The sequence below is a fragment of the Loktanella fryxellensis genome (assembly GCF_900110065.1).
Taxonomy (GTDB): domain Bacteria; phylum Pseudomonadota; class Alphaproteobacteria; order Rhodobacterales; family Rhodobacteraceae; genus Loktanella; species Loktanella fryxellensis.
Genome location: NZ_FOCI01000022.1, coordinates 1 through 21,175, shown reverse-complemented (window position 1 = coordinate 21,175; position 21,175 = coordinate 1). Strand labels below are relative to the sequence as shown.

The window sequence follows — 21,175 nt, the reverse complement described above, 5'->3', positions numbered from 1 at the left end:
CAGATTGCGCATTAGCGGCGCGATGATTGGGCGGCTAGTGACCTGTCGCGGGCACATCGCGTGATCCAAGGGTCCATACGGTGCAGGCCATCAGACACTCGACGGCGGGATGTCCCGGATGATACGGCAAGGCCGTGTCGGTGGATCGCGCGGCGGGCGTATCCGGGCGGCCGGGCGCGCGACCTTTCGCATCATGCGCAAACGCTTGGCCGCTCCGGTCGGTGTGCGGAGTGCCACGATGTCCGCGGCACCGTGCAGACCGACTGGTGCGATATGTCTGCCTCAGTCAGGCCGGATCGGCGCCGACACGCACCAACTGCTTGCCGAAATTGCCCCCCGACAGCATCCGCAGGAAAGCGTCGGGGGCATTCTCCAGTCCTTCGGCGATATCTTCGCGGTAGGTGATGCGGCCGTCGCGGACCATCGGGCCGACCTCTGCCAGGAACGCGTCGAACTTGTGGAAGTGATCGAAGCTGATGAACCCCTCGACCAGCAGTCGCCGTGTCAGGATGTGTCTCCAGACGGTCGGCAAAGGCTGTGCATCGCCGATGCCGTGACCGGAATACCATGCGATCATGCCGCACAGGGCGATGCGGCCATGCGTGTTCATGTGGGGCAGGACTGCCTCCAGCGTCTTGCCACCGACGCTTTCGAAATAGACGTCGACGCCGTCGGGTGCCGCATCGGCGATGGCCTGCGACAGGGATTTGGCATCGTGGGCGTGGTGGTCGAGGCAGGCGTGATAGCCCAGATCCTGCACCGCATGGGCACACTTGTCCGCCCCGCCGGCGACGCCGATCACGCGCATGTTCCGCGCGCGGGCCAATTGCCCGACGATGGCACCCACCGCCCCGGTCGCGGCGGACACCACGATCGTCTCGCCGTCCTGTGCGCGGCCGATGTCGTTCAACCCGACCCAGGCCGTGATGCCGGGCATCCCCAGCACACCCTGCGCGGTCGAAATGGGGGCCACGGCGGGATCGACGATCCGCACGCTGGTCCCGTCGCTGACCGCGTGGGTGGTCCAGCCGAAGGCGCCGGCCACGATGGCGCCCTTGGGATAGTCCGCATTGCGGCTGTTCATGACCTCGCCCACGGCGCCGCCTTCCATCGTGTCGCCGATGGCGACGGGCTTCGCATAGGATTTGGCGTCGTCCATCCGGCCCCGCATGTAGGGGTCCAGCGACAGCCAGATCACCCGGACGAGGAACGTGCCATCGGTCAGGGCGGGCAGCGTGACCTCCTCCTTGCGGAAATTGTCAGGCACGGGTTTGCCCTGCGGGCGGCTGGCGAGGACCATGCGGGTGGCGTCGGTCATGGGGCGTCTCCTTCAAGTTGCGTCATGACCTAGCCCCCCGACGCCCGTTGCCAAATCCGACCCCGGGACAGCGCCTCGCAAAAAAAACCCCGCATGTTCCAAGCGGGAACAGCGGGGCAAAGGTAGTGCCCGCGTGGCAGCCCATGCAGGGCTGCCACGGTGAAGGCACCGGCGGTAACGGTGAAATCGGTGGGGTGGCGGGCGCGCGGCCCGCGGGATCGGGGCTTGGCCGTCAGGCGAGCCGGGCCATTTCGGCGCGCACCTGCTGGCGCAGCAGGTCGATGGGCACGTGTTGCCCGTCGCGCCTGAACTGCCAGTAGGTCCAGCCGTTGCAGCTGGGCGCCCCTTCCAGATGGGCGCCGACCTGATGGATGGATCCCTTCACGTCATCGCCGATCAGCGTGCCATCGGCACGGACCTTGGCCTTGTGGCGACCGTTCAGCGACCACAGCTCCTCGCCCGGGCGCAGCATGCCGCGTTCGACCAGCACGCCGAAGGCGACGCGCGGTTCCGCCCGCTTGGAGGTGCTGACGGCCAGCGCCTCGCTGTCGAACTTGCGGACCTTCGCGATGCGCTTTTCGGCCACGGCGCGGTAGGCGTCCTCACGCTCGATCCCGACAAAGTCGCGGCCGAGCATCTTGGCGACTGCGCCGGTGGTGCCGGTGCCGAAGAACGGGTCGAGCACGACATCGCCGGGGTTGGTGGTGCCCAACAGGACGCGGTGCAGCAGGCTTTCGGGCTTTTGCGTCGGATGCGCCTTGTCGCCGTTCTCGTCCTTGATGCGCTCGTGTCCCGTGCAGATCGGCAGCATCCAGTCGCTGCGCATCTGCACGCCTTCGTTCAGTGCCTTCAGCGCCTCGTAGTTGAAGGTATACTTGCTGGTCTCCGACTTGCCGGCCCAGATCAGTGTTTCATGGGCGTTGGTCAGCCGCTTGCCGCGAAAGTTCGGCATCGGGTTCGACTTGCGCCAGACCACGTCGTTCAGGATCCAGAAGCCCTGATTCTGCAGCTCTGCCCCCATGCGGAACACGTTGTGATAGCTGCCGATGACCCAGATGGCGCCGTTGGGTTTCAGCAGACGGCGGGCAGCGGCCAGCCAGTCGCGGGTGAACCGGTCATAGGCCGCGAAACTGTCGAACTGGTCCCAATGGTCGTCCACCGCATCGACCTTTGAGTTGTCGGGGCGGTGCAAGTCGCCTCGCAACTGCAGGTTGTACGGGGGGTCTGCAAAGATCAGATCGACCGATCCTGCTGGCAGACTGTTCATCACGTCGATGCAATCGCCGCCCAAAATTTGGTTGAGCGGTAGTGTCAGGCCCTTTTGGGCCTTTGTTTTTATCGTCATGCTCTGCCTCTATCCCGGTGGATTGTTTCCACTCGTTGATTGAGGACAGGATGACCTTTGCCGCCACCGACAGGCAATGGATTAATTGAAAGCGCCGTTCAGGTTTTTTCTTGCCACAACATCTTGTGGATTGGGGCAAAAGTTCGCCGGTGATGTGGTGAGACACCGTGACATTTCAGCCCTGCGTGATGTTCCGGCGTCGGATAGCCTGCGTTGCGGTCCCAGCCATAGCCGGGATGCTGTTGCGCCAATCCCACCATGACATTGTCCCGCCACACTTTTGCCATGATTGAGGCCGCGGCGATGGACAGCGACAGGGTGTCGCCGCGCACGATGGTGCGCCCCGCACAGGGCAGGGCGGGGGGCATACGATTGCCGTCGATCAGGGCGAAATCCGCCGCAACCGGCAAGTCCGCCAAGGCCCGCTGCATCGCAAGATGACTGGCGGCAAGGATGTTCAGCGCCTCGATCTCGTCCACGCTGGCCTGACCGTAGCCGACCAGCGCCATCTGCGGAATCAGTGTGAAAAGTGCATCGCGGCGCATGGCGCTGATCGTCTTGCTGTCGGCCAGACCGGGCGGAATTGCGGCGGGATCGAGAATCACTGCGCAGGCCATCACGGGCCCGGCCAGCGGCCCGCGCCCCACCTCGTCCACACCCGCGATGCGGGCGTAACCGTGGGCGCGGGCGGCGTCCTCGAACGCAAGGTCAGGCGGAGTGCGTGTCATGCCCCGGTTGTGCCGCAGGGACGGCCTGCAGGAAAGGGTGTTGCGGGCACTGGCATGATACGGCCTGTGCCGATACGGTGGTTATTGCATATCATGACGCCACGGGGTCGTATCGTCCCATGTTGAAACGGCTTTTCCCTTTGATCTGTGCAGCCCTGCTGGCTGCGACCGCCGCACAGGCGGACTGCTATGCCGACTACAAGGCAAAGCGCGACGACCCGTTGCGCCTGCATTACGGTGTATCCCAGATCGAGGGCGACTGTTCGCCCGCCAATGCCGCCGCGTCCCTTGGGCCACGGTTGCAGGCGGACGGCTGGTCGCTGCTGACCATCGTGGGCGTCTTCGATGCAAACGGTCTGGACAGCAGAAGGGGCAGTGCAGGTGAGTATTTCCTCCGCTATTGAGGCGCGCGAAATCGGCAACCGGATCGTGGTCGGCGGCATCGCGGCCATCGTCGTGATTCTGGCGCTGGCGGCGGTGCTGCTGTTCCTGAACCTGCCGGATGCCAATGCCTTCAACGCGCGCGTCGAACGGCTGTTCGTGGACAACGCCAACCTGACCGAGTTTGCCGAGATCAAACTGCTGGAGATCCTTGCCGAATCGGGCACGGCATTTTCCGACACGCTGTCGTCCTATCGGTTCGTGATCTTCGTGCTGCTGGTGTTCGCCACGGCGCTGCTGGTGGCGGCCATCGCGTTCCTTGTCATGTTGATCGGTCTGACCCGCCGCATGGGCCAGATCGAGCGCAAGGGGATCGAGGTGAACAGCCTGCTGATCAGCCGCGACGAGGGGTCGGTCTATCTCAACAACTTCGAGTTCAAGCTGACCGCCGCCGCGATCGAGACGCTGTCCGTGCTGGCCGAAGCGCGGATGGACGACGAGGTGCTGTCGGGTGCAGAGATCGAGGGCGTGATTTCCGGTCGCGACCCGTCCGACTGCGACGAGGCGGCGGGGGCCACGCGGATCAAGCGCCTGCGCGACACGCTGGGCAACCAGATGGTCAGCGAACTGCTGGTCAAGAACATCGCGCGCAAGGGCTACATGCTGGCGATCGACAAGGACGTGATCCGCATGGTCTGACGCCCTGCGGGCACTGTCATAAAACCTTCACTGGTCGCTGTGCGATATTTCATAAATACATGAAATAACATGACCCAGTTTGCAGATCAGTTGACGACCCTTGGCCACCCGCAGCGGCTGGCTGTGTTCCGCCTGTTGATGCGGCGCTATCCCGACCATGTTCCTGCGGGCGAGGTGGCGGCGGCGCTGGGTATCAAGGCCAGCACCATGTCCACCTATCTTTCATCGCTGACGCAGGCGGGGCTGATCGTGCAGGACCGCGCCGGCACGTCGTTGCGTTATGTCGTCGATCTGGCCGCCGCACAGGCGATGGCGGATCACCTGTGGGGCGACTGCTGCCGTGGTCGCCTGACCGTCTGTGCCCCCACTCTCAAAGGGGTATCCCCCGTGACCGACCGCACCTTCGACGTGTTGTTCATCTGTACCGGCAACTCGGCCCGCTCGATCTTTGCCGAAACGATCCTGCGGGATCTGGGTGCTGGCAGGTTCCGCGCCCATTCCGCAGGCACCCGGCCCGCGTCGGAATTGAATCCCTTCGCCGTGCAGGTGCTGCGCGACAGGGGGCACGACGTGTCGCACCTGCGGCCCAAGAACACGGCCGAGTTCACCGGACCCGATGCGCCGCAATTCGATTTCGTGTTCACCGTCTGCAACCAGGCCGCGAACGAGGAGTGTCCGTCCTGGGACGGCCAGCCGGTCAGCGGCCACTGGGGCATGCCCGACCCGGTCAAGGTGCAGGGCACCGACGCGGAAAAGGCGCTGGCGTTCCAGCAGACCTATGGCGCGCTGAAGCGGCGCATCGAAGCGTTCGTGGCACTTCCCGTCGCGCGGCTGGACCGCATTGCGCTGCAATCGGAAGTGGACCGGATCGGCGCGATGGGTGCGAACGCATGACCACCTATGCGCTGAACGGTCTGGGTCGCATCGGCAAGCTGGCGTTGAAACCGCTGCTGGCGCGCGGTGCGCGGATTGCGTGGATCAACGATGCGGTGGGTGACCCGGCGATGCACGCGCACCTGCTGGAGTTCGATTCGGTGCACGGGCGCTGGGATGCGGCGTTTGCCCATGACGCCGACGGCGTGACGGTGGACGGCGTGCGGCTGCCCTTCATCGGGACGGGCGACCTGCGCGCGCTGCCGCTGGACGGTGTCGATGTCGTGATCGACTGCACCGGCGTCTACAAGACCGAGGCGGCCCTTGCGCCCTATTTCGATGCGGGCGTGAAGAAGGTCGTCGTGTCCGCACCCGTCAAGGATGGCGATGCGGCCAATATCGTCTATGGCGTCAACGACGCCACCTATGATGCGGCGCGGCACAGGATCGTCACGGCGGCGTCCTGCACGACCAATTGCCTCGCGCCGGTCGTCAAGGTGGTGCACGAATCCTTTGGCATCCGCCACGGGTCGATCACCACGATCCACGACGTGACCAACACGCAGACCATCGTGGACCGCCCGGCATCGGATCTGCGCCGCGCGCGGTCGGCGCTGAACTCGCTCATCCCGACGACGACCGGGTCTGCCACGGCGATCACGCTGATCTATCCCGAACTGGCGGGGCGGCTGAACGGCCATGCGGTGCGCGTGCCGCTGCTGAACGCCTCGCTGACCGATTGCGTGTTCGAGCTGGAGCGCGCGGTGACGGTCGAGGAGGCGAACGCCGCCTTTGCCGCCGCTGCCGCCGGGCCGCTGAGGGGAATCCTGGGGTACGAGACGCGTCCGCTGGTGTCGGCGGATTACACCAACGACACGCGGTCCGGCATCGTCGATGCGGGCTGCACGATGGTCGTGAACGGCACGCAGCTGAAGGTCTATGTCTGGTACGACAATGAGATGGGCTATGCCCACCGGCTGGTGGACGTCGCTTTGATGGTCGGGGCCGCGGTGTGACGGCGGCGGCCCGGCCAGAGGGGTTGTCGGCCTATGTCGCCGTGACGGCGGCCTATTGGGCGTTCATGCTGACGGACGGTGCGCTTCGGATGCTGGTGCTGCTGCACTTCCACACGCTGGGGTTCAGCGCGGTGCAACTGGCCTATCTCTTCGTCCTGTACGAAATCGCGGGGATGGTGACGAACCTGACCGCCGGCTGGATCGCCGCGCGGTTCGGACTGACCTCGACGCTGTATGCCGGGCTGGGGTTGCAGGTGGTGGCGCTGCTGGCGCTGGCGAACCTCGATCCGGGCTGGACGGTTCCGGCGTCGGTCGCTTTCGTCATGGTGGTGCAGGGGGCCAGCGGCGTGGCCAAGGATCTGGCCAAGATGTCGTCCAAGTCGGCGGTCAAGCTGTTGGCCCCCACCACCGGCGACGGTCTGTTCCGGTGGGTCGCCGTGCTGACCGGGTCCAAGAACGCGGTCAAGGGCGTGGGGTTCCTGCTGGGCGCGGGCCTGCTGGCGACGGTCGGGTTCGTGGGGGCGGTGCTGGCGATGGCGGCGGTGCTGGCGGTGATCCTGATCGCGGTCGTAGCCTTCATGCCGCGTGGCCTGCCACGCGGGCGCAAGGGCGCGAAGTTCACCGAGGTCTTTTCGGACTCCGCCAACGTCAACTGGCTGTCGGCGGCGCGGGTGTTCCTGTTTGCGGCGCGCGACGTGTGGTTCGTCGTGGGCATCCCGATCTATTTCTATGCGGTGCTGTCCGACGGCACGGTGGCGGGCAACCGCAACGCATTCTTCATGATCGGCACGTTCATGGCGGTGTGGACGATCCTGTACGGCATGGTGCAGGCAGCGGCGCCACGCATCCTGCGGGCCGGGATGCGGTCACCTGCGTCGCTGGTCGGCGCGACGCGCGGCTGGGCTGCGGCCCTTGCCGTGGTGCCTGCGCTCTTGACCATGGCCGTGCTGGCGGCGGATGGGCCGCAGAATTGGCTGACGGCGACGCTGGTGATCGGCTTGCTGGTGTTCGGCGCGGTGTTCGCCGTCAATTCGGCGCTGCATTCCTACCTGATCCTCGCCTTCACCACGTCCGACCGGGTGACGATGGACGTGGGGTTCTACTACATGGCGAACGCAGGCGGACGGCTGATCGGCACGCTGGCGTCCGGCCTGACCTATCAGATCGGGGGACTGCCGCTGGTGCTGGGCACGGCCAGCGTGCTGGCCGCACTCGCGGCCCTGACCGCCGTGCGCCTGCGCGGTGATGGGGTCGCGACGAGCTGAAGGTCAATCGAGTCGCTGGCCGTCCGCGCCGAAGACGTGCAGCGCATCCGGATCGAAGGCCAGACGGATCGTCTCGCCCGTGCGCAGCGCGGGTTGCCCCGACAGGACGACGACCATCGCTGTGCCATCCGCCGCCGCGGCATGGACGACGGTTTCTGCACCCAGCGCCTCGATCAGACGGATGGTGCCGGTCAGGGCGGGTGCGTCAGGGTCCGCAAGGTGCAGCATCTGCGGCCTGATGCCGATGGTGACGGGGCCGTTCCCCGGCACGGCCACACGCAGACCGCCGGGCAGTTCCGCCTGCCCATCCACCGCCACAGCATTAAAGAAGTTCATGTTGGGCGCCCCGATGAAGCCCGCGACGAACAGGTTCTGCGGCCGGTTGTACAGACCCAGCGGCGTGTCGACCTGTTCGATCACCCCTTTGCGCAGCACGACGATCTTGTCGGCCAGCGTCATCGCTTCGATCTGGTCGTGGGTGACGTAGATCATCGTCGTCTTCAGCCGGTCGTGCAGGCCCGCCAGTTCGGCCCGCATTGACCCGCGCAGTTCCGCATCCAGGTTCGACAGCGGCTCGTCCAGCAGAAAGGCCGTCGGGTTGCGCACGATGGCCCGCCCGATGGCGACGCGCTGCCGCTGCCCGCCGGACAGTTGCGTGGGGCGGCGGTCCATCAGATCCATGATCTCGAGCATCCGCCCCGCATCGTCGACGCGGGCCGTGATGTCGTTCTTGGGCATGCGGGTGTTTTCAAGACCGAACGACAGGTTCTGTCGGACCGTCATGTGCGGATAAAGGGCGTAGGACTGGAAAACCATAGCCAGCCCCCGCTCGGCCGCTGAAGTGCGCGTCACATCCTGCCCGTCGATCTCGATCGTGCCCGTGGTGGGCCGGTCCAGACCCGCGATCATGCGCAGCAACGTGGACTTGCCGCAGCCCGAGGGGCCCACGAAGACCGCGAGTTCGCCGTCCGCGATCGTCAGGTCGATGCCGTGGATGACGTCCACGCCGGAAAAGCTTTTCCTGATGCCGCGCAGGGTGATTTGTCCCATGTCCGTTCCTGTCTGTTTGATGCCGGACTTACTTGATTCCCGACCCGGCGATGCCGGTGGTGATGAAGCGCTGCAGGAACAGGAACACCAGCACGACCGGGATCATCGTCACCACGGTCATGGCAAGGATGTAATGCCACTGCACGTTCAGCTCGCCCGCATAGGTGTTCAGCCCGACCTGCAGCGTGTAAAGTTCCCGCCGCGACAGCACGATCAGCGGCCAGAGGAAATCGTTCCACCGCCACACGACCGAGAAGATCGCCAGCACCGCCAGCGCAGGCGCGGCCAGTGGCAGCACGATCCGCCAGTAGATCTGCCATTCGGAGGCGTGATCCATCCGCGCCGCCTCCAACAGCTCGTCCGGGATGGTCAGCATGTATTGCCGCAGCAGGAACACGCCGGTGGGCGTGGCGACCGTGGGCAGGATGACCCCCCACAGGCTGTTCAGCAGACCCGTCGCGTTCACCACGGAATAGAGCGGCACGAGGATCACCGACAGCGGCACCATCAGCGTGCCGACGATCAGCAGCATCACGGCATTGCGCCCGCGAAAGTCGTATTTCGACAGCGCGAAGGCCGCCATGGAGTTCGTGAGCAGCGTGATGATCGTGGCCATCATGGTGACGAAGACCGAATTCCACAGATACCGGACGAAGTCGTTGGCCACGAGCGGTGCGACGTAGTTGTCGGTCGCAAGACCGATCTGACGCACCGGCGTGCGGTCGGCGATGTTCACGTCGATGCGCGTCTCGGGGTTTGCGGGGTCGACCATCTGTGCGTTGGTGCCGACACGGCGCACCTCGGCCAGCACCTGCGTCGTGCCATCCTCCAGCGTGGCGGTGAACAGGGGCAGGGGATCGTCGTAGCCGTCGACGACGGCCAGTTCCTGCACATAAGGAAGCAGGGTGGGCGGAAATTCTGCCAGTTGCGCAGGCCCCTTGAACGAGGACGAGATCAGCCACAGCGCCGGGCCGAACATGATGATCGTGCCGCCGATCAGCCAGACCCATGTGACCACGTCGGTCCAGTGCCAGCGCCCGCCGTGGCCGCGCCGTGCGGTCAGGAACCCCATCACCTTGCTCATCGGACGCGGCCCCCCTCTGCCCGGCGCGACAGCCACAGTTGCAGCAGCGTCAGCACCACCAGCACCGCGCCCATCAGGATCGACGCCGCCGCCGCCAGCCCCGGATTGCGCAGGATGGACGCAAAGCCCGCCTCGTAGATGTATTGCGTCAGGAACAGGGTCGATGTACCCGGCCCGCCGCCTGTCAGCACATAGACCTCGTCGAAGATCTGCACGCCACGGATCAGCGCCAGCACCAGCACCACCGCCAGATTGGGCGCCAGCAGCGGCAGGGTGATGCGCCGGAACACGCGGGTGGGCGGGGTCGCGTCCATCTCTGCCGCTTCATACAGGTCGCGGGGGATGGCTTGCAGTCCGGCCAGCAGGATCAGCGTATAGAACCCCATATGCGCCCATGTGGACACGCCGATGGTCGCGGCAAAGGCATAGAAGCGGTCGTTCAGCCAGACCTGCGGATCAAGCCCGAGGTTCACCATGATCAGGTTCAGCAGGCCCTGCCGCTGCAGGATCCACCGCCAGATCAGACCCACGACCACCGGCGACAACAGCACCGGAAAGAAGAACACTGCACGAAAGAACCCGCGGCCCCGGATGTTGCGGTTCAGGATCAGCGCCGTGATCAGCGACACGGCGACCATCAGCGTCACCTGGAAGATGACGAAGACGCCGGTATTGCCGACGGCGGTCCAGAACTGATCCTCGCGGCAGGTCAGGCGGCGGGTGTAATCCTCGCACTCCAGCAGGCGACCGTATTGTTCGAAGCCCACGAAGGGCCGTTCGCCCAGCAGGATGCCTGTGCCGCCGGTCATGGCATAGGCAAAGTTCAGGCCCAGCGGCACCAGCACGAAGACACCAAAGATCAGGAGGGTCGGAGCCAAAAACACCGCCGCCATCCCCCCGATCCCGGTCCAGCGTTGCCAGACCCGGAGCGGCAGGTCGATCAACCTGGCCAGCAGGACGAACGGCCACAGGACCGCTCGCCCCAGAAGATCCCCGAGTCCGGCCATGACCTACTGCTGCGCCGCCGCGACCTGATCGGCGATGTCCTGATCCATCAGGGTCCGCGCCTCGTCCAGCGACAGTTCGCCAGCCATGACCTGTGAGATCCGCGTGACCAATGCGCCATAGTAGGCGTTGGCATAGATCCACGCGGGCAGCGCATCTGCGGTCGGCACGGTCTGGGTCGAGGCCGTGACGAAGGTGTCGAGAGCCGTCGGCACGTTCGGGTCCTCGGACTGGAACTCTAGACCACCTGCGGCCACCACGCCTGCGTGGGCGGGCAGGAACAGGGTGCGTTCGCTGAACTCGCGCACGATCTCTTCCGACGCGAGGAAATCCATGACGCGGGCGACCTCTTCGGGGTGCTGGGTGTATTTCACCGCGACCAGCGCCGCACCACCGGCCAGACCGGAACAGCCTGCGTCACCGCAAGGCGACCCGGTGGCGACCCAGTCGAAGGCGTCACCGATCTTGCTGGACAGGTTCGCGACCTGCCAAGACCCGGAATAGTAGAACGGGATCTGCGCGTTGATGAAATCGTCCGCTGCGGCGCGGTAGGTCGTGCCAGCGGCAGACACCCACACCTCTGGCAGCATCAGGCCCTGTGTGGTCCAGTCCACCAGCTTGCCCGCAAAGGCCATGGTGCCGTCGTCGATGGCCGCTGGCGCACCGTCCGCGCCGATGTAATTCGCGCCATAGGACGCGGCAGGGCCGGAAATGCGGTGGCCGGACCGGTCGATGGCAAAGGCGGCGGGCAGTTGCTGGCTTTCCATCACCTGCTGCGATGCCGCGATCCAGTCATCCCACGTGGCGTCCGCACCGGGCAGGGCGACGCCCGCCTGTTCGAACAGGGTGGCGTTGGCATAGCCGCCGGTCAGCGTCAGCTGCGTCAGAAAGCCGGGGATCGCGTCGGACCCGGTGTCGCGCATCCAGTCGAAGCGGTCACCGAAATTGGTGTCCCAATAGGCCGCATCAGCCACCAGCGGACGCAGGTCCAGCCAATGCTCGGCCTGCTCCTTGAGGTTCGTCACACGCGCGATGTCGGGGCCTTGGCCAGAGGCGAGCTGGATCGGCAGCTGTTCCTGAATGACCTGATAGGCCACGTTGTCGAACACGATGTCGATGTCGGGGTTCTGTTCCTCGAACCGCGTGACGAGGTCCTGCATCACCTCGCCCTCGATTCCGTCCGAATACCACATCATGCGGATTTCGGTCGGGTCCTGCGCCCAGGCGGCGGACCCGAGGCTTGCTGCGACCAGTGCGGCCAGCGATGTCATCGTGCGTGTCATGTAACGTCCTCCCTGACGTGTGCCCGGCGACGATGGTCGCTTGGGGCGAAAAAGCTGTTGTGTCCTAAACCCGGCCGCCCTCCCGCGACGGGGTGTCGTGCAGCATCTCGCGGTGTCCCCGCACCGTGAAATCCGATGGCACGATGCGACGGCCCTCTGCCTCCACACTGCCGTCGTCCTGAAAGACTACGCGGCCATAGTCCGGGTCGTCCACCGTGATCGTTGCGGCACCCATGTCGGGTCGCAGTTCGGCAAAGCGCGCGGCAAAGGCTGCCGCATCGCCATGTGCCGTATCGGACCCCAGCCGGATCAGCCACCAGTTCTGTCGACCGGTCAGCCGCAACTCGTTGCCCGTGGTGGGGCCCACGTCCGTCGTGTCCAGTTCGGCGGACCCGCGCAGCATCAGATGCGCCGCCCCGGACTGCGCCAGCGCCGTATCGCCCTGCACGTGGGCCGCGTCGAAGTCGGCCGCCGGAAACCATGCATGGGTCATGTCGGGCTGCGGGGCCACGCCGTCGAACACGACGATCGCAAGATCGCGGTACTGCTGCACGCGGGGGACAGAGGCGGACCCGCCCCAGTAGGACGGACGGCCATAGCCGGAATGGATCACCTCGCCCGGATGATTGATCCAGATCTGTGCGTTGGGATTGTCGCCCAGCCGCGCGTGGATCAGCGTTTCCTGATAGCCCCAGTCGCCCCAGCGATAGGCGACCGTGCTGCCCATCGCATGATCGGCGGTCTTGTGGTGATAGAGCTTGGCGATGCAGTCCTGCCCCTGGGCGAACCGCCATTCCTGCGCGCCCGGCCCGGTCATCACCGCGCGGTCGGTCAGATCCGGCAGCACCAGCCCGTGATCGCGCAGGCAGACGGCCAGTTGCGGTGTGGCATGGAACCGGGTGCCATAGCTGCCAGCGCCCCACAGCATCCGCGCCATCGCCGACAACTCCAGCGTGGTCGACGCCCGCAGCGTGTGTTCATAGCTGCGCCCCTGCGCCGCCGTCAACACGCCCTTGTGGGCGGAGTTTGCCACGATCTCGATCAGCCTTTCGATGCCTGCCTTCGCACGGGCGCGCAGGGTGGCGTCGGGGGACAGAGCATAAAGGGCAGTCAGCCCCTTGAGGTCGATTGGGAAGTAGGGGGCAGAGTTGAACTCGGCCATCTCCCATGCCTCGAAATGATCGAACCACGCCATCAGGCGGGCTTTTCCGGTGTCGGATTGATCCGCGCCGCTGCGACCGGACCGGACGAAGGTCGCGTCGGGCAGCAACGCGCCGCCCAGATGCGCCGCCGTGTGGAACAGCAGGGCGTGGTTTTCCGAGAAATACCACTGCACGTCGTTGCCGGGTTCGTCCATCCAGTAGCGGTAGCCGACGATCGTGGCGTCGATCCGAGCGCACAGGTCCGTTCCCAGCAGGTCGGGCCAGGCCTGGCGGCACCAGATCAGCGGCACCAGCGCGAAATCGGCGCAATCCCAGCAGGCGTCGATGCGGGGCAAGGCGGCCTCGATCATCGCGCGTGTCTCCTGCCCACCGTCGCCCAGCGCTAGACGTGCGATGGCGCGGACCGTGTCCGCCTCTCCGCCCGCGGCCACGGCTTGCAAGGCTTCCGCCACGCGGTGTGAAAGCGTGGCGGGGGCGGGTCCCTGTGCGCTGCGGCGGGTGATCTCGGTGCCGAAGACACGCTCTGCAGCGAAGTCATCGACGCTGAGGCGCACGACCACATGGCGGAAATCGGCAGGCAGGGCGGATGCGTCGCCGAGGTCGAGCACCGTCGCGCCCGCAGGCAGCGACAGGGTCATCGGCGGGAACGGATCGTGGGACATGAAGTCACCCTCGATCCGCACCTGTGCCTGCATCGCCACCGGCAGCGGCGTGCGCAGGGTCAGTGCGATGTTGCCGCCGTCATGGCTGGTGCGGGCGAAATGCAGGGTGCCCAACGCCGCCTCGACCGCCAGCGCGCTGTCGGGATCGGTCGCCACGGGAATTGCCTGTTCTGCAGCGGGGCCGTCCAGATAGTCGATCTGCGCATAGAACCGCGTGTCGCGTTCGGCCAGATCGTCGATGAACAGGTCGATGCGGTTTTGACCCGCCACCAGATCCACCGTGACCTCTGCCGCCGTCTCGTAGTTGCGCAGGTAGGCGGCGGTCCACAGCACCTCTGCCCCGTTTACCCGCAGGACGGCACCACCGCAGGTCGCCAGCCGCAGGCGGGCCGGACCAGCGGTGTCGGCGACGATCAGCGCCTCGGCCCGGGCGGCCAGTCGCGTGGCGCGAAACCAGAAGCCCGACAGATCGAGGCGCGGCGATCCGAACCCCAGCCAGACGCGGTCGGGTGCGGGCGTCGTCCGCTCGTCCGGCCTGCGGTCGCGGTATTGCGTGCCAAAGATCGTCCGGCAGGGGTATTCGTGCGGGATGAAGTTCTTCTCCTTGGTCAGGAAGAAGAACGGGTCCATCTCCCCCTCCATCGGCTGATCGGGGACGTCGAATGCCTCTTGCACGATGGCAGAGACGCGCCACAGCGTCAGCGGATGGCCGATGGCCAGCGGCCGGTTCAGCGTGTTCATGTCAGATCCTTCACCGGTACCGGGGTCACGTCGCGGTACACCTGATTCTCGCCGGTCATGCCCCAGACAAAGGCATAGGGCCCGGTCCCGGCCCCCATGTGGATCGACCACGACGGCGACAGGACACTGTCACCGGATGCCACGACCAGATGGCGCGTGTTCTCTGGCCGTCCCATCAGGTGGAACACGCGGTCCTCAGTGTCCATGTCGAAGTAGAGGTATGCTTCCATCCGGCGTTCGTGCAGGTGGGGTGGCATGGTGTTCCACACGCTGCCGGGGGCGGGATCGGTGATCCCCATCAGCAGCAGGCAGGACGGTGCGACCTCCGGGTGGATGTACATGCGCAGGGTGCGGGCGTTGGATTTTTCCGCGCTGCCCATGGTCAGGGGTTTCGCCTCTGATTGCGGGATCAGGCGGTGGGGGTGATCTGCCCCCGCCGGGACGGAGTTGAGGTAGAACAGCGCGGGATTAGCCCCGTCCGCGCTGGACAGCACCACATCCTGCGCACCGCGCCCGACATAGAGGATGTCGCGCGGCGCAAGGGTGAAGGCGGTACCATCGACCTGCACCGTCCCCGGCCCGCGCCCGAGGTTTGCGATGCCGCCTTCGCGCGCGTCGAACAGGTGCGGTGTGCCGACCGCGGCCCCTTCGCCGATGGCGATCGGCGTGTCCTGCGGCACGATGCCGGCCACGACCATGCGGTCGATGTGCGTATAGCAGAACCGCCCTTCGCCGGGGACGAAGATCTGCGGGATCAGAAATGCGTCGCGCAGGGCCTGCGTGCCCATCCCGTCGATGGCGGCTGGCGATGCGTCATAGCGGGTGGTCCAGGTGATCATGCGATGTCCGCCTTGTGGGTGGTGTCGTTCAGCGCCTCTGACAGGCACAAAATGGCGAGCGACTGGCCATAGGCCGTCGGTTGCACCGGGATGTCGCGGTAGAACTGCAGGTCGTGGCCCATGCGGGTACCATAGGACACTCCTCCCACGACGCCGTCCGCGCCGATCTGCCCCAGCACGTAATCCACGCCGCGCAGTCCCGCCGTCCGGGCGTCCGCACCGGCGCGCCCGATGCGGGCGGCCTTCAGCAAGCCGTATGCGATGCCGGCGGTGGCCGAGGTTTCGACATAGGACGCAGGGTCGTCCAGCAGCGTGTGCCAGCCGCCATCCGCTGCCTGCAGCGGCAGCAGCGCGTCGATCTGTGCCCCTAGCACACCGTCGAGGAACTGCGCCACGCTGGGATCAAGACGGCACAACTCCGGCAGGTCGGCCAGCCCCGCCGTGATCCATGCATTGCCGCGCGCCCAGCGTGCACGGGCGAAATTGTCGCGTCGTGCAAAGCTCCAGCCATGGAACCACAGCCCGGTCGCCGGATCGGCGAGGTAGCGGGTGTGCACGAGGAACTGGCGCTGCGCTTCGTCCACAAGCTCGCGTCGGCCCGATGCCTGACCGTAGGCCGCCAGGAACAGCGCCACCATGAACAGGGTGTCGTCCCACAATTCGCCGTCGTTGATGCGGTCGGACACGTCGTGCTGAAAGCCACCTTCGGCGGTGCGGGGGGCGTCGCGCATCACGCGGTCGGCCCAATCGTTCAGCAGCGGTTGCCAGCGCGGATCGCGGGTGCGGTCCCACAGCAGCGTCAGCGCCAGCATGGGGGCGGTCGTGTTCACGTTCAGGCCGGGCAGGCCACGGTCGGCATGGGTGGCGAACCACCCCTCCAGCACAACGCGCAGGGCATCGTCGCCGGTGTCCAGCCAGCGCCGCGCCAAGCCGTAGAGGCCCACGCCCTGCGGCCATTCCCACGCCGCGAAACTGATGTAGTCGCCCGCCGTGCCGTCGAGGTTCGGTTCATCGAAACGCCCGTCGTCGCGCAGGGTCGTCAACCCATCCACCAGCCGCGCCAATGCGCGGGTGATCGTCGTCCTGTCGTGCATTGCGGCCTCCACCTGCCATGACGATGGCGATTGCAAAATGATTGCACAACATGAAAGTTTTTTGCAGTCTGACGTGGAAGCAACGAGAGGGCCCCGGCATGGACCGACGCCGCATCCGGATGGAGGATCTGGCCGCCCGCTGCGGGGTGTCGGTGGCCACGGTCAGCCGGGTGCTGGCCGACCGCCCCGGCGTCAGGGCCGAACTGCGCGACCGGGTCCAGGCGGCGGCGGTGATGCTGGGCTATGCGGTGCCTGCGTCCATCGCGGGGCAGACGGCGGTCCTCGTGGCCAGTCAGGCGGCGATGGTGGATGTCCGTCGCAGCCAGTTCACGCTGCATGTGCTGGACGGCATGCGCGATCGCGCCACCGCGCTGGGCATGACGCTGCAGATCGGCACCACCGCCGGCGCGCGCGGGACCGCGCAGGGCGCGGATGCCGCTATCGCGGGTTACCTGCTGCTGTCGCCGGACGACGACGCGGACATCGCGGCGGCGGCGCTGCTGGACCGGCCCGTGATCCTCGTGAATGCGGACGATCCGATGATGCGGTTGTCGTCGGTCGCGCCCTGCAACCGCACCGCCGCCGCGCGCGCGACGGATGTGCTGCTGCGTCTGGGCCACCGGCGCATCCTGTTTCTGACCCGCCCCGGTCGGCGCACCATCGCGCGTCGCCGCGAAGGCTGGGCCGACCGGCTGACGACCGAAGGTCTGCACCCCGATCCCGCGCTGGTGCTGGAGGTCGACGATTGGCTGCCGGAGGTCGCCGCCGCCGCCGTCGCCCGCCGACTGGCGCAGGGGCCACGGGATTTCACGGCCATCCTGGCCGCCGGCGACAGTCTGGCGATCGGCGCGCTGATGGCGCTTGCGCAGGCGGGCATCGACGTGCCGGGGCAGGTCAGCGTCATGGGGTTCGACGGGTTGCCGCAATGCGCGTTGCAAAGCCCGCCGTTGTCGGCGGTCGAGATTCCGATGCAGGCCATCGGACGCCTTGCCATCGACCTGCTGCGCGAGGCGCATGGCGCGCCGGACCTGCCGGCACGGCGCATCGAACTCGCCTGTCGCATCATCGAGCGTGGCTCGACCGGGCCTGCGCCAGCGACCGGCACGAATAGGGCCTGACGAGCGTACACCGTTGCGTGGCCGCTGGGGGCGGTACCTTGCGACCGCAGGACAGAAGGGCTAGGCGCATGCCGGGGCATACGGTGAATGACGCCGCCCATCCCCTGACACCCGTCGCAGCGTCGATCCCGGTCAATCCCGGGCACGCTGCGCGGTCAACCGCAACATGACAGGCCGGAGCACACCCATGGCGCAGAACGCGACGATCCATAAGGTCGAACTCTCGGTGTCCGACATGGACCGGCACTATTACGAAACCCACAAGCTGACCGTCGCCAAACATCCCTCCGAGACGGACGCGCGGTTGATGCTGCGCATCGTGGCCTTTGCCCTGAACGCCCACGCGCAGCTGGAAATGACCAAGGGTCTGTCGTCCGACGACGAACCCGACATCTGGCAAAAGAGCCTGAGCGGCGAGATCGACGTGTGGGTCTCGCTTGGCCTGCCCAGTGAAAAGGTCCTGCGCCAGTCGTGCAGCAAGGCGGGGCAGGTGATCGTCTATCCCTACGGCGGGCGGACGGCGGACATGTGGTGGGACAAGGTCAAGGGCGGCACGACCCGGTTCGACAACCTGCACGTCGTGAACTTTTCCGAGGCCGACACGCAGGCCCTCGCCGGACTGGCCAGCCGCGCGATGAAGATGCAGGTGAGCATTCAGGATGGCGAGGTGATGGTCAGCGTCGACGATGCCATCGTCTATGTCACGCCGGTCCACTGGCTGGCACAGTCGGCCTGATCCGCAGGCAATAGGCTCCTCTGCGGCATCAACCGGGGCGGGACGACGGCGGCGCTGTCACACCGCTGTCACCTCTGTGCTTCATCCCATGCGGCGACATCCGAAGGAGCTCGCCGATGATCCGCCGCAATCCTACACTGATCCTGACCTCTGCCGTGGCGCTTGTCGCCGCAAACCCTGCGTTCGCGCAGGACATGAACTTCAACCGCATCGCCTCATTCCCGGTGGCGTCCAACGCACCGGACGCAGAGGTGTCGTCGGCCGAGATCATCGCGGCGACGGGCGACGGCATGACGCTGGTCTATTCCGACAGCCCCGCCGGGGTAATCGGCTTCATCGACATCACCGACCCGGCGAATCCCGTTGCCGCCGGCAATTTCGCCCTGCCGGAGGGAGAGCCGACCGCCGTCTCGACCCTGGGGCAGACGGTCTTCGTGGCCGAGAACACCAGTGAGAGCTTTACCGCGCCGTCCGGCATGCTGCATGCCGTCGGTGCGGACAGCCAGGACGTCCTTGCGTCCTGCGACCTGGGCGGGCAGCCGGACAGCACCGCCGTGGCACCCGACGGCTCCTTCATCGCGGTCGCGATCGAGAACGAGCGTGACGAAGACGCCGGCGACGGCCGCGTGCCGCAGATGCCCGCAGGCTATCTGGTAATCCAGCCCTTGGGCGAGGGCGGCACGATGGATTGCGCGGCCCAGATCCGCGTCGACGTGACGGGTCTGGCCGAGATCGCGCCGGAAGATCCCGAGCCGGAGTTCGTGGACGTGAACGCCAACGGCGAGATCGTCGTGACCCTGCAGGAAAACAACTACATCGTCATCGTGTCCGCCACCGGCGAGGTGCAAAGCCACTTCAGCGCCGGGTCCGTCGCACTGGAGGAGGTCGATCTGACCGAGGATGGCGCCCTGCGGTTCGTTGAAACCTCCGACGCGATCCCGCGCGAACCCGATGCGGTGCAGTGGATCGACACCGACACCATCGTCGTCGCCAACGAAGGCGACATGGACGGCGGCACCCGCGGTTTCACCGTGTTCGACCGCACCGGCACGGTCGTCCATGACGATGCGATGGGGTTCGAGCATGCCATCGCAGAGATTGGCCACTATCCCGAGGCCCGGTCCGATGCCAAGGGCGTCGAGGCGGAAGGGATGGAGTTCGCGACCTTCGGCGACGTGCCGATGATGTTCCTGCTGGCTGAACGCGCCTCGATCGCGGGCGTCTATGACATGACCGACCCGGCGGCACCGGTTCTGGCGCAGCTGCTGCCGTCTGGCATCTCGCCGGAAGGTGCGATGGCCATTCCCGCGCGCAACTTGCTGGTGACGGCGAACGAATACGATGGCCGCGAAGACGGGGCCGCCCCGTCCCACGTGATGATCTACGAATATCAGGCAGCACCCGCCGCCTATCCGCAGCTGACCAGTGCCGGGACAGACACGCTGATCGGCTGGGGTGCGATTTCGGGTCAGGTGATGGACGACGATGGCACGATGTTCGCCGTCAGCGACAGCTTCTACAGCATGGCCCCGACGATCTACCGGATCGACGTGGCCCAGACACCCGCCCGCATCGTCGCGGCGATCCCGGTCACCCGCAACGGCGCGCCCGCACAGCTGCTGGACATGGAAGGCATCGCGCTGGATGGCGAGGGTGGCTTCTGGGTCGCGTCCGAAGGCGACAGCGCAGCGCTGATCCCGCATGCCATCTATCAGGTGGATGCGGATGGCGCGATCACGGATGCCATCCCGCTGCCGGAAGCGCTGCTGGCCGTCGAGACGCGGTTCGGCTTCGAGGGGATCACACGGTCGGGCGACATGCTGTATCTGGCCGTGCAGCGGTCGTGGCGCGACGATGCAGAAGGCATGGCCAAGGTCCTCGGCTACGACCTGACGGACGAGACGTGGTCGGTGATCCACTATCCGTTGTCGGCCCCCACGAGCGGCTGGGTCGGCCTGTCCGAGATCGCAGCACACGGCGATCACGTCTATTTCGTCGAACGCGACAACCTGCTGGCCGGCGATGCTGTGACGAAACGCATCACGCGGGTGCCCGTGACGGCGTTGGCCGACATGGTCGAACCGGGGACGACCCCGGCGGTGCTGGCGCCCGAACTGGTCGTCGATCTGCTGCCCATGCTGACGGCGACAGGCGGCTACGTGCTGGACAAGGTCGAGGGGCTGGCGATCGCTGCGGATGGTACGATGTGGGTGTCGACCGACAACGACGGCGTCGACGACCATTCGGGCGAGACGATGCTGTTCGCGATCCCGCCGATGTAGGCGCTGCGGCGGCCCGGTCGTCAAAAGCGACCGGACCGGCGTGCAGTGTGATCCCGTCACGCGCCCCGTGTCATCACGGGGCATGTAGCGTTTCAGTCACAAGCATGGGCGGCGGCATGACACCGGCCACCGCAGTACGGCATGTGTGCAAAACCTGCCTGACAAAGCCTGCCCTATCCTGCAACAAGGCGACCACGTGACGTGTGGATTGGGACGTGGACTGGACTCTGTTGCGCAAATCAGCTGACGGACGGTTTTCCCCTTACCCCAGACGGATTTATGCCACTGCCTTTGTGACGGGGATGCCAAGGGCGGTGTAGCCATTCAGGATAGCGATGCGCACCTGGACCTCTGCGACCTGGCGGTCGAAGTCCCGAGCCATCAGCCGCTGGCCCAGCAGCTTTACACAATGCATCTTTGTCTCGACGCGGCTCCGGCGGTGGTATCCGCTCCAGTTCCGCCAGAGCGCCCGACCCAGACACTTCGATGCGCG

Annotated in this window: 18 protein-coding genes and 1 pseudogene; 8 read left to right on the top strand and 11 right to left on the bottom strand. The window is 66.2% G+C overall.

Annotated elements, in window-relative coordinates; all coding sequences use genetic code 11:
- Positions 1–286 precede the first annotated feature (286 nt).
- From BMX16_RS13960 to BMX16_RS13950, 3 genes are all read right to left on the bottom strand, one after another.
- Positions 287–1,318: an NADP-dependent oxidoreductase gene (locus BMX16_RS13960; protein WP_089904877.1), complete on the bottom strand. Its 1,032-nt coding sequence runs from the start codon at positions 1,316–1,318 to the stop codon at positions 287–289.
- 232 nt (positions 1,319–1,550) lie between these two features.
- Positions 1,551–2,663, bottom strand: coding sequence for a site-specific DNA-methyltransferase (locus BMX16_RS13955; RefSeq protein WP_089904875.1), 1,113 nt, complete (start codon positions 2,661–2,663; stop codon positions 1,551–1,553).
- A gap of 98 nt (positions 2,664–2,761) precedes the next feature.
- Positions 2,762–3,391 (bottom strand): ribonuclease HII, encoded by a 630-nt coding sequence (locus BMX16_RS13950; protein ID WP_089904872.1) that lies wholly within the window; start codon positions 3,389–3,391, stop codon positions 2,762–2,764.
- Between the two features lie 119 nt (positions 3,392–3,510).
- Between BMX16_RS13950 and BMX16_RS13945 the strand changes: the two genes are divergently transcribed.
- The 5 genes from BMX16_RS13945 to arsJ all read left to right on the top strand — a co-directional run bounded on the left by BMX16_RS13945 (position 3,511) and on the right by arsJ (position 7,625).
- Positions 3,511–3,795 carry a hypothetical protein gene (locus BMX16_RS13945; RefSeq protein WP_089904869.1) on the top strand — a complete coding sequence of 95 codons (285 nt, stop codon included), beginning with the start codon at positions 3,511–3,513 and terminating at the stop codon, positions 3,793–3,795.
- On the top strand, positions 3,773–4,471 hold the full coding sequence (locus BMX16_RS13940) for a winged helix-turn-helix domain-containing protein (protein ID WP_425434038.1): 699 nt from the start codon (positions 3,773–3,775) through the stop codon (positions 4,469–4,471). Before BMX16_RS13945 ends, BMX16_RS13940 begins: the two co-directional genes overlap by 23 nt.
- Before the next feature lie 69 nt (positions 4,472–4,540).
- Complete coding sequence (locus tag BMX16_RS13935) at positions 4,541–5,365, top strand: arsenate reductase/protein-tyrosine-phosphatase family protein (RefSeq protein ID WP_089904864.1); 825 nt, start codon at positions 4,541–4,543, stop codon at positions 5,363–5,365.
- On the top strand, positions 5,362–6,360 hold the full coding sequence (locus tag BMX16_RS13930) for an ArsJ-associated glyceraldehyde-3-phosphate dehydrogenase (RefSeq protein WP_089904861.1): 999 nt from the start codon (positions 5,362–5,364) through the stop codon (positions 6,358–6,360). Before BMX16_RS13935 ends, BMX16_RS13930 begins: the two co-directional genes overlap by 4 nt.
- Positions 6,357–7,625 carry an organoarsenical effux MFS transporter ArsJ gene (arsJ, locus tag BMX16_RS13925; protein ID WP_281242611.1) on the top strand — a complete coding sequence of 423 codons (1,269 nt, stop codon included), beginning with the start codon at positions 6,357–6,359 and terminating at the stop codon, positions 7,623–7,625. The genes BMX16_RS13930 and arsJ overlap by 4 nt, the downstream gene beginning before the upstream one ends.
- Positions 7,626–7,628: 3 nt before the next feature.
- On the opposite strand, the gene BMX16_RS13920 is transcribed toward arsJ, so the two are convergent.
- The 7 genes from BMX16_RS13920 to bglB form a co-directional block, all read right to left on the bottom strand.
- A complete protein-coding gene (locus BMX16_RS13920; protein WP_089904855.1) occupies positions 7,629–8,675 on the bottom strand; it encodes an ABC transporter ATP-binding protein in 1,047 nt (348 codons plus the stop codon).
- A 28-nt stretch (positions 8,676–8,703) separates the two neighbouring features.
- A complete protein-coding gene (locus tag BMX16_RS13915) occupies positions 8,704–9,759 on the bottom strand; it encodes a carbohydrate ABC transporter permease (RefSeq protein ID WP_089904852.1) in 1,056 nt (351 codons plus the stop codon).
- On the bottom strand, positions 9,756–10,766 hold the full coding sequence (locus tag BMX16_RS13910) for a carbohydrate ABC transporter permease (RefSeq protein ID WP_089904849.1): 1,011 nt from the start codon (positions 10,764–10,766) through the stop codon (positions 9,756–9,758). The genes BMX16_RS13915 and BMX16_RS13910 overlap by 4 nt, the downstream gene beginning before the upstream one ends.
- Before the next feature lie 3 nt (positions 10,767–10,769).
- Positions 10,770–12,047: an ABC transporter substrate-binding protein gene (locus tag BMX16_RS13905; RefSeq protein ID WP_089904846.1), complete on the bottom strand. Its 1,278-nt coding sequence runs from the start codon at positions 12,045–12,047 to the stop codon at positions 10,770–10,772.
- Between the two features lie 64 nt (positions 12,048–12,111).
- A complete protein-coding gene (locus BMX16_RS13900) occupies positions 12,112–14,613 on the bottom strand; it encodes a hypothetical protein (protein WP_089904843.1) in 2,502 nt (833 codons plus the stop codon).
- A complete protein-coding gene (gene kduI / locus BMX16_RS13895) occupies positions 14,610–15,452 on the bottom strand; it encodes a 5-dehydro-4-deoxy-D-glucuronate isomerase (protein WP_089904840.1) in 843 nt (280 codons plus the stop codon). The genes BMX16_RS13900 and kduI overlap by 4 nt, the downstream gene beginning before the upstream one ends.
- The gene (gene bglB / locus BMX16_RS13890) at positions 15,449–16,546 is read right to left on the bottom strand and encodes a beta-galactosidase BglB (protein ID WP_089904837.1); all 1,098 of its coding nucleotides are present in this window, start codon (positions 16,544–16,546) and stop codon (positions 15,449–15,451) included. Before bglB ends, kduI begins: the two co-directional genes overlap by 4 nt.
- A gap of 98 nt (positions 16,547–16,644) precedes the next feature.
- Between bglB and BMX16_RS13885 the strand changes: the two genes are divergently transcribed.
- From BMX16_RS13885 to BMX16_RS13875, 3 genes are all read left to right on the top strand, one after another.
- Positions 16,645–17,664, top strand: a complete 1,020-nt coding sequence (locus BMX16_RS13885) for a LacI family DNA-binding transcriptional regulator (RefSeq protein WP_218139908.1) — start codon at positions 16,645–16,647, stop codon at positions 17,662–17,664.
- A gap of 187 nt (positions 17,665–17,851) precedes the next feature.
- The gene (locus BMX16_RS13880) at positions 17,852–18,400 is read left to right on the top strand and encodes a YaeQ family protein (RefSeq protein WP_089904834.1); all 549 of its coding nucleotides are present in this window, start codon (positions 17,852–17,854) and stop codon (positions 18,398–18,400) included.
- A 116-nt stretch (positions 18,401–18,516) separates the two neighbouring features.
- Positions 18,517–20,682: an esterase-like activity of phytase family protein gene (locus tag BMX16_RS13875; protein WP_089904829.1), complete on the top strand. Its 2,166-nt coding sequence runs from the start codon at positions 18,517–18,519 to the stop codon at positions 20,680–20,682.
- 277 nt (positions 20,683–20,959) lie between these two features.
- Here the strand turns inward: BMX16_RS13875 and BMX16_RS13870 are convergent.
- Positions 20,960–21,175, bottom strand: a pseudogene (locus BMX16_RS13870) (IS5/IS1182 family transposase); the annotation flags it as partial.